This window comes from Massilia phosphatilytica (assembly GCF_977014125.1).
The window spans coordinates 1-8124 of the sequence record NZ_CDRNIL010000124.1 but is presented as its reverse complement, the minus strand read 5'-3'; the positions used below and the strand labels follow the sequence as shown (position 1 = coordinate 8124).

The window sequence follows — 8124 nt, the reverse complement described above, 5'->3', positions numbered from 1 at the left end:
CTGTTATGTCTGGCACCGTTAGTTACGTATTGCTAAGGTTAAAACGGAGGAGTTAGTTGGATGATCCAGCACCTTGTAGCAGTCGTCGCAGCCCGGCAGCGGCTCGCCGCGGCGGATGTAGCCATAGCCCGTTTCCGGGCCGCTCGGCACGATGCCGAACGTGGCCAGTGCGCCCTGCCCGACCTGGGCCGCGGCACGCTCGACGGCGACACGGAACGCATCGTCTTTTCGATCACGTGGTCGGCCGGCAGCACGAGCATCACGGCGTCCGGATCCTGCGCGTGCAGGTATTGCGCGGCCGCCGCCACGGCCGGGGCCGTGTTGCGTCCCGCCGGTTCGAGCAGGATGCCGTGCGGCGTGATGCCGATGTCGCGCATCTGCTCGGCCACGAGGAAGCGGTGCTCGTTGCCGCAACACCACCAGTGGTGCCATCAACCCCGGCCAGCCGCGGACCCGCAGCGCCGTGCTTCCCTGCAGCATCGTCTTGTCCGTCACCAGCGGCAGCAGCTGCTTGGGCATGACTGCCCGCGACAGCGGCCACAGGCGGGGGCACCGGCACCGCCGGAGAGGATGACTGGGTAAATTTTCATGCGTTGGCTTTCTCGAACTGACTTGTCTGTTTCTTCCGCCTGTTCCGTGCGCCGGCTGCGGCGGCGGTCGCGCGCGTTCAGCCATTCCGACGAGCTGTAGTCGGAGGAGTGCTTCATCTCGCCGGCGCGGTCGATGCTGTAATCCTTGAACACGATCATTTCGTGCAATGTCACGTCGTTCAGCACGCCGAGCGTGCACCCGAAAAGGACACTGCGGACGACCTCGGCGCCTTCGCAGATATGGCTGCCGTGGCCGATCCAGGTCGGCCCGACGATCGTCGCGCCGGCCTCGATCTTGACGCCGGAACCGATGTAGACGGCCCCTTGATCGTGGTGCCCCGCCAGTCGATGCTCGTGTTCAGCCCGGTACACAGGCCGGGCTCGATCTGGATGCCCGGCACGTCCATATGATTGACCTCGCCAGTCAGCACGTTCTGCAGCACTTCCCAGTAATCGCTCACGCTGCCGATGTCCAGCCAGTTGAACGGCCGGCCCTGGGCATAGAACGGCATGCCCTTCTCGGCCAGCAGCGGGAACAGCTGGGAACCGATGTCGAATTCCACGCCCGACGGAATCAGGTCGATCACTTCCGGTTCGAAGATGTAGAGTGCCCGTGCTGATGAAGTTCGACAGCGCGTCTTCCTGCCTCGGCTTTTCCTGGAACTGGGTGATGCGGCCGTTCTGGTCGGTCACGACGACGCCGTAGCTCGACACCTTGTCCCACGGGACTTCCTTCGTGATGACGGACGCCATGGCGCCCTTGCGGCGGTGCTCCACCAGGCCGCCTTGAGGTCGAGGTCGATCAGCGCGTCGCCGCACAGGACGATGGTCGTGTCGTCGAAGAAGCCGCCGAATTCCTGGATCTTCTTCATGCCGCCGGCCGAGCCGATCGGCACCGCGACGACTTCGCCGTCTTCCTTCGTATAGCCTTCGAAGGAATAGCCGATCTGGACGCCGTATTGCTCGCCCTCGCCGAAGTATTCCTCGATCTTTTCGTGCAGGTGGCTGACGTTCACCATGATCTCGGTCACGCCGTGCTTGCGCAAATGCTCGATCAGGTAGGCCATCACGGGCTTGCCCAGCACGGGGATCATCGGTTTCGGCAGGTCATAGGTCAACGGACGTACGCGCGTACCTTTGCCTGCTGCAAGAATCATCGCTTTCATGGTTCGGTCCTCATACGTTTATTTTGGGGTAGTCTGGTAGCGCCAGGAATCGGCGCACATTTGGGCGATGTCACGCTGCGCGGTCCATCCGAGTTCCTCGCGCGCCTTCGTCGGGTCGGCGTAGCACTTGGCGATGTCGCCCGGGCGACGGTCGACGATCTGGTACGGGATCGGCTTGCCGCAGGCCTTTCTCGAACGCGTGCACCATTTCAAGAACGCTGTTGCCATTGCCGGTGCCGAGGTTGTACGTGTAGAGACCGTCGCCCTTCGCCAGCTTGTCGAGCGTCTTCACGTGGCCGATCGCCAGGTCGACGACGTGGATGTAGTCGCGCATGCCGGTGCCGTCCGGGGTCGGATAGTCGCCGCCGTACACGGACAGTTTTTCGCGCTGGCCGTTGGCGACCTGGGCGATGTAAGGCACCAGGTTGTTGGGGATGCCGTTCGGCTCCTCGCCGATCAGGCCGCTTTCGTGGGCGCCGACCGGGTTGAAATAGCGCAGCAGTGCGATGCGCCAGTCCGGCTCGGCCTTGAACACGTCGCGCAGGATGTCTTCGATCATCAGCTTGCTGCGGCCATACGGATTGGTGGCCGACAGCGGGAAATCCTCCTTGATCGGCACCGAGGCCGGATCGCCGTACACGGTGGCGGACGACGAGAACACGAGGGTCTTGCAGCCGAACTTGGCCATCGTCTCGAACAACGCGACGCTGCCGTACACGTTGTTGTCGTAGTAGCGCAGCGGCTGCGCCACCGATTCGCCGACCGCCTTCAGGCCGGCGAAGTGGATCACGGCATCGATCTTGTGCGCGCCGAACACGGCTTCCATGGCCGCGCGGTCGCGGATGTCGCCTTCGACGAATTCGAACGGCTTGCCGCTGATCTTCTGCACACGGTCCTGCACCGAACGCACCGCGTTGTACAGGTTGTCGTACACGACCACGTCGTGGCCGGCGTTCTGCAGTTCCACGACGGTGTGCGAACCGATGTAACCCATGCCGCCAGTAACGAGAATCTTCATGAATGTTCTTCTTTCTCAAAAGTGTTGCTGCCGCCGTGACCCGGGTCCGGCGCGCATCGTTATGTTGTGGCGCCGGCTCGGTGCCGGTGCCATCCCTGTCTGGTGTTTTGGTGTAGCTGCAACCTCGTGGGCGCTATCGTGCGCCCTTCAACTTCAACTCTTTGAGGAACAGCCAGATGAAGGCCATGTCCTCGATAAAATAACGACGGAACATCCGGCGCGGCTCCTGCAGGAAACGGTAGAACCATTCCAGCCCGGACCTTTGCATCCAGAGCGGCGCGCGCTTGACGTGGCCGATCGCCACGTCGAAGGTCCCGCCCACGCCCATCGCGAACGGGACCTTCATCTCGGCCTGCCAGCGGCCGAGGAACTGCTCTTTTTTCGGCGAACTGATCGCCACGAACAACGAATCGGGACGCGCGGCGCGGATCTGTTCGACCACCTCCGCTTCTTCCGCCTCGCCCTTCCAGTAACCGTTGCGGTGGCCGGCCAGCACCAGGTTCGGGTATCTGTGCCGGTACGTGGACGCCACCTTGCTCACCACTTCCTCTTTCGCGCCGAGCAGGAACACGCGCCCAGCCCTTCTCGCCGGCGCGCCGCATCAGCGCCTCGAACAGGTCGCAGCCCGCGACCCGCTCCTTCAACGGCCGGCCCAGCAGGCGCGACGCCCACACGACCGGCATGCCATCGACATTCACGAGCGCGCAGTCGTTGATGATCCGGCGCAGTTCCGGATCGCGGCTGGCCTTGACCAGCTCTGTCGACGTTGACCACGACGTGCTGATGGGGCCGCCCCGTATGGATGAAGCCCTCGACCGTCTGCAATGTCTCTTCCATCGTCAGGTTGTCGATGGAACACCCCATCAGCGTGATGCGCTCGTTCATGCCTGCCTCATTGCGTTATCCGCGGATTTCCTTCGTCAGGACGTCCACGATGCGTTCGGCCGCCTTGCCGTCCCACAGGTGCGGCCGGCGGCCCTGCTTGCCCTCGCCGCGCAGGATCTTGCGCGCCTCGAGCAGAATGGCGGCCGGATCGGTGCCGGCCAGTACGTTCGAACCTTCGTCCACGGTCACGGGACGTTCCGTGTTCTCGCGGATCGTCACGCACGGCACGCCCAGCGCCGTCGTTTCTTCCTGGAGGCCGCCGCTGTCCGTCAGGACGACCGCCGCATCCTTCCACAGGTTCAGGAACGCCATGTAGGCCTGCGGACCGGCCAGCGTGACGTTCGGGCCCAGGTCGATGCCGAATTTCTCGAGGTTCGGCGCGGGTGCGCGGGTGCACGGGGAAGATCAGCGGCAGGTCGACCGCGATCTCCTTCAGCGCGCCGGCGATGCGCGTGAACGTGGCCGCGTCGTCGACGTTGCTGGGACGATGCAGGGCGACGACGCCGTAGCGCTGGCCGGCCTGCGCGCGCGCGGCTTTCCAGGCGCTCGTCTCGAACGCGCGGACGCGTCCGCGTGGCCGAGCTTGTCGGCCTGGTACAGCACGTTGTCGACCATCACGTGGCCGACGTAATGGATCGCGTCATCCTTCTTGCCTTCGCGGCGCAGGTGCTCCACGGCCGACGGTTCGGTGACGAAGAACCAGTCGGAGATGCTGTCCGTGACGAGGCGGTTGATTTCCTCGGGCATCGCCATGTCGAAGCTGCGCAGGCCGGCTTCCACGTGGGCGACGGGGATGCTCAGCTTCTTGGCGACGATCGAGCAGGCCAGCGTGGAATTCACGTCGCCCACGACGAGCACGGCGTCCGGGCGCGTGGCGGTGCACAGTTCCTCGAAGCCGATCATGATCTTGGCCGTCTGCTGGGCGTGGCTGCCGCCGCCGGCGGCCATGAACACGTCCGGCTGCGGAATGCCCAGTTCTTCGAAGAACACGTCGTTCATTTCGCGGTCGTAGTGCTGGCCGGTGTGGATGATCTTGAACGCCGGCGCATCCGGACGCGCCTGCAGCGCGCGCACGATCGGCGCGATCTTCATGAAATTGGGGCGGGCACCTGCGACCAGATAAATGAGCATTTGAAACAATCCCTAGGTTTAGTTATGGAAAAACGGTGTTAGAAAAACGTTATTGTAAACTTGCACTCGACCGGGACGGCGGACGATACGGTGCTGATCTTTAAAACGTCGCACGGCTGCCTGTGTTCATAGCAGCGCGAATACCAGCCGAGCGGCGGATTTTCGTTGCCGCGCACCAGTTCCAGCTTGAGGTCCGCGCCGTGCGCATGCATCTGCAGCGCGAAGCGCTTGCCGCGCACGTGCAGGCCGGCACTGTTCAGCCGGACGTCGAGGCCGGGGGCGAAATGCCAGAACAGTTCGACCTGGTGATGTTTCTTTGCAGCGATCTCGTCGCGCACGGTGAGCGTCGCACTGGCAGCATCGTAACGCACGCTGCGCATGTGGCGCACGGGATCGGCCAGGCGTTCGTAGCCGTCGTGCGAGCCGCGGAAGTCGAATTCGTACGGCGACTGCGGCATGCGTTCGATGGCTGCCCGCGCCTTCTTCAGCCACATGAAGCGCCCGCCCGACAGCGACTGGTCGAACCCGTCGATGCGCACCGTGTTGTGCGCCGACGTGCCGCGGAAGTAGTCACGCCACTTGTGTTCCTGCCAGTACGAATACGTGCCCGGATCGACGAGGCACTCCTCGCCGCCGACGGACAGCGTCAATGCGAGCGCATCCGCGTGGCCGTGCGCGGCGATGCCGAGATAGCCCAGCGGACCGCAGTCGACCATGCCCTTGACCTCGTCGCGCTCGCCGAAATGCGAACCGAACAGCAGATAGCCGCCGTCCGGGAAGGCCCAGCCCGTGTCCGACTCGTGCGGGTCCGCCTCCGGCCGCTTGCCGGGCAGCGTGTGCAGCAGCCAGCGCACGCCGGGGTGCGCCGGCGCCATGCGGCGCAGCACGGCGTCGCCCAGCGCCAGCAACTGGCCGGCGCGGTCGCCGCCGGGGGCATCCAGCCGGAACACGATGCCGTCGTCGGCGTCGCCCACCATCGGCACATTGCCGCCCACGTCGCGCACGGAACGGAGAAACCGCAGCGCGCGCTGCAGGCTCGCCCAGTAGGCACGCGAGAACGGATGGTCGCAGGCCTGGCCCACGAGCCCCGCCACGAACAGGAATTCGCTCGAAAACACATGGTAGGCAAAGGCCTGCTCGCGATTGACGCCGTCGCGCGAGAACTGGGCCTGCGCCTCGTGTTCCAGCTCGCCCCGGCCTGTTCCAGCCACGCGCCCGACGCTTTCCAGCACGGCCAGATCGACGCCCCCACATACAGCCCGGCCAGTTCGCCGATCAAATGGTTGTTCGCCGACGAATGGCGCGACAGGTGGCGCGCGATCGCGCTGCAGTGGGCGTGGATGCTGTCCAGCCAGTCGGCGCGCAGGCGCTGCCCTTCCTCGCCCTGGAACAGGCCGCTGCCCTCGCCGCCGATCAGTTGCCACACGAGGCCCCAGTTGATGAGGCGGATGCCCAGTTCCAGCGAGCTCGTCCAGTTGGGACCGACGAGCGGCGGGCACTGGTCGAGCCAGCTGCGCAGCTCCTGGGCTGCAGCGCGTGCAGCCACGCGACATCGGAGGTACAGGTCCAGGCCTGTGCGAGGCGCACGAGGTGCAGGTGGCGGTTCAGTTCCCACACATGCTTGATGTCGCCGACCTGTTCGCGGTTCGTGATCGCGATGTCGCCCGCGTAGATGCCCGGACCGACGACGCCGCTGTCCGGATCGCGGTTCCACACGGGCGGCATGCCGACATCGAAGCGCCGGTTGGCGAACAGGACGACGTGGCCTGCGCAGATGCTGTCGGCGTCGGCCAGCAGCGCGTCGCGTTCCGCCGGCGGCACGGCGAGCGCCCCGTGGAGGTTGAAGGTGCGGGCGCGCGGCAGCGGCGGCGCGGCGCGGGCGCGCAGGCGTTTCGCCACGCGCGTGACCGCCGCCTGGCGGATCCGGTAGCCGACCTCGGCCACGGACATGCAGCGCAAACGGTTGACCAGCCAGACCATCCCTGTCGCTTCGCTCATCATTATGTCCCCGCCAGTTCACGGTAGATCGCGGACAACTTCCCGCACACCACCTCGGTTGAGTATTGTTGTTCGATGGTTGCGCGCGCTCGTGCCGCCAGCCGGTCGCGCAGGGCGCAATCGCCCAGGAGTCGTGCAAGCGCCCTGGCAAGCGCCTGTTCGTCGCGCGGCGGCACCAGCAAGCCGTTGTCGCCGTCGCGCAGGGTTTCCTGGAATGCCGCCCACGGCCGTCGCCACGACGGCCTTGCGCGCCGCCATCGCCTCGAGCATGGACATCGGCAGCCCTTCCGCGTGGGACGGCAGGCAGAACACGGTGGCCTTGCGCAGTTCGGCGTCGCGTTCGGCCGGCCCGACCCAGCCAAGCAGCTCGATCCGCTCCGCGATGCCCAGGTCGGCCGCGCGCCGGCGCAGGCCTTGCGTATCGCCGTCGCCGCCGAACACGAGCCGCAGCGGACTCGGCCCGGTCGTCTCGCGCACGATGCGCGCGCCCGCCTCCAGCAATTCGAACACGCCCTTGGCCGCTTCCAGCCGGCCGAGGAACAGGATGCGGCCGGGCATCGACTGGTCCCGCGCCGGCAGGTCCGGCAGCGGCACCGAATTCGGCACGACGGCCACGCGCGCGCGCGGCGCGAACGCGTGCACGAACTGGGCCCAGCCTTCCGACAGCGTGATCACGAGCGAGCCCGCTTCCAGCGTGTGGCGGATCCAGCGCCGCAGCAAGGTGCCCGACTCCTCCGTGGCGAAGGTGCGAAAGCCCCCGCCGTGCAAGTGAAAGATGGTCTTGCAGCCGGCCCGGCGCGCGACCAGCAGCACGCAGCGACTCGCGCAGGAAGCTCGCATGCGAGGCCGCGTGCACGTGGACGATCGCCGGATGCCCGCCCACGCAGGCGGCGACGAGCGTCTGCCACAAACCGGACAACGCGCCGCGCGCCTTCACGAGCGGCGTGCCGTCGCGGTGGGTCGCCACATAGCGCACGCGTTCGCGCTCGAACAGTCCATGCCGGCGCAACGCGGAGACCACCGCCGCCACCCCGCCCCTGCCGTCGAGCGCCGTGCCGACCATCAGGACCCGCGGCGCCGGCGCTTTCACGCGCCCGCCCCCAAGGTCGTCATCCCCCGCTGCGCTGCTTGTGACAAGGTAGAGACCCTTACTAAATGGACAATATTTCGATAATACATCATGATTTTTCCGCCGTGCGCACAGTTCAACTCTCGATCGCGATGAACTCGAACTTGCCGTTCGGCCCGCGTGGAATCGCCCCCACCCAGGTGCTGGATCATCCAACTAACTCCTCCGTTTTAACCTTAGCAATACGTAACTGAACGAGGTACACAA

Annotated in this window: 7 protein-coding genes and 3 pseudogenes; 1 reads left to right on the top strand and 9 read right to left on the bottom strand. The window is 65.7% G+C overall.

The window, feature by feature from the left end; translation table 11 throughout:
* Window positions 1-69 precede the first annotated feature (69 nt).
* The 9 genes and pseudogenes from ACWNCF_RS04375 to ACWNCF_RS04335 all read right to left on the bottom strand — a co-directional run.
* A pseudogene (locus ACWNCF_RS04375) lies at window positions 70-590 on the bottom strand (sugar phosphate nucleotidyltransferase); the annotation flags it as partial.
* Between the two features lie 33 nt (window positions 591-623).
* Window positions 624-1756, bottom strand: a pseudogene (locus ACWNCF_RS04370) (sugar phosphate nucleotidyltransferase); the annotation flags it as partial.
* 18 nt (window positions 1757-1774) lie between these two features.
* Window positions 1775-2774, bottom strand: a pseudogene (galE, locus tag ACWNCF_RS04365) (UDP-glucose 4-epimerase GalE).
* Window positions 2775-2907: 133 nt separating this feature from the next.
* Complete coding sequence (locus ACWNCF_RS04360) at window positions 2908-3345, bottom strand: WecB/TagA/CpsF family glycosyltransferase (RefSeq protein WP_449406160.1); 438 nt, start codon at window positions 3343-3345, stop codon at window positions 2908-2910.
* 329 nt (window positions 3346-3674) lie between these two features.
* Complete coding sequence (locus tag ACWNCF_RS04355) at window positions 3675-4010, bottom strand: UDP-N-acetylglucosamine 2-epimerase (RefSeq protein ID WP_449406161.1); 336 nt, start codon at window positions 4008-4010, stop codon at window positions 3675-3677.
* Window positions 4011-4091: 81 nt separating this feature from the next.
* Entirely contained in the window at window positions 4092-4790 is a 699-nt protein-coding gene (locus ACWNCF_RS04350; protein WP_449406159.1) for a UDP-N-acetyl glucosamine 2-epimerase, read from the bottom strand.
* A 38-nt stretch (window positions 4791-4828) separates the two neighbouring features.
* The gene (locus tag ACWNCF_RS04345) at window positions 4829-6022 is read right to left on the bottom strand and encodes a heparinase II/III family protein (protein ID WP_449406158.1); all 1194 of its coding nucleotides are present in this window, start codon (window positions 6020-6022) and stop codon (window positions 4829-4831) included.
* Window positions 6023-6203: 181 nt separating this feature from the next.
* Window positions 6204-6788 (bottom strand): hypothetical protein, encoded by a 585-nt coding sequence (locus ACWNCF_RS04340; protein WP_449406157.1) that lies wholly within the window; start codon window positions 6786-6788, stop codon window positions 6204-6206.
* Between the two features lie 18 nt (window positions 6789-6806).
* Window positions 6807-7628, bottom strand: a complete 822-nt coding sequence (locus ACWNCF_RS04335) for a glycosyltransferase family 4 protein (RefSeq protein WP_449406156.1) — start codon at window positions 7626-7628, stop codon at window positions 6807-6809.
* Window positions 7629-7982: 354 nt separating this feature from the next.
* On the opposite strand from ACWNCF_RS04335, the gene ACWNCF_RS04330 reads away from it, so the two are divergent.
* Complete coding sequence (locus ACWNCF_RS04330; protein ID WP_449406155.1) at window positions 7983-8111, top strand: hypothetical protein; 129 nt, start codon at window positions 7983-7985, stop codon at window positions 8109-8111.
* Window positions 8112-8124: the final 13 nt, after the last annotated feature.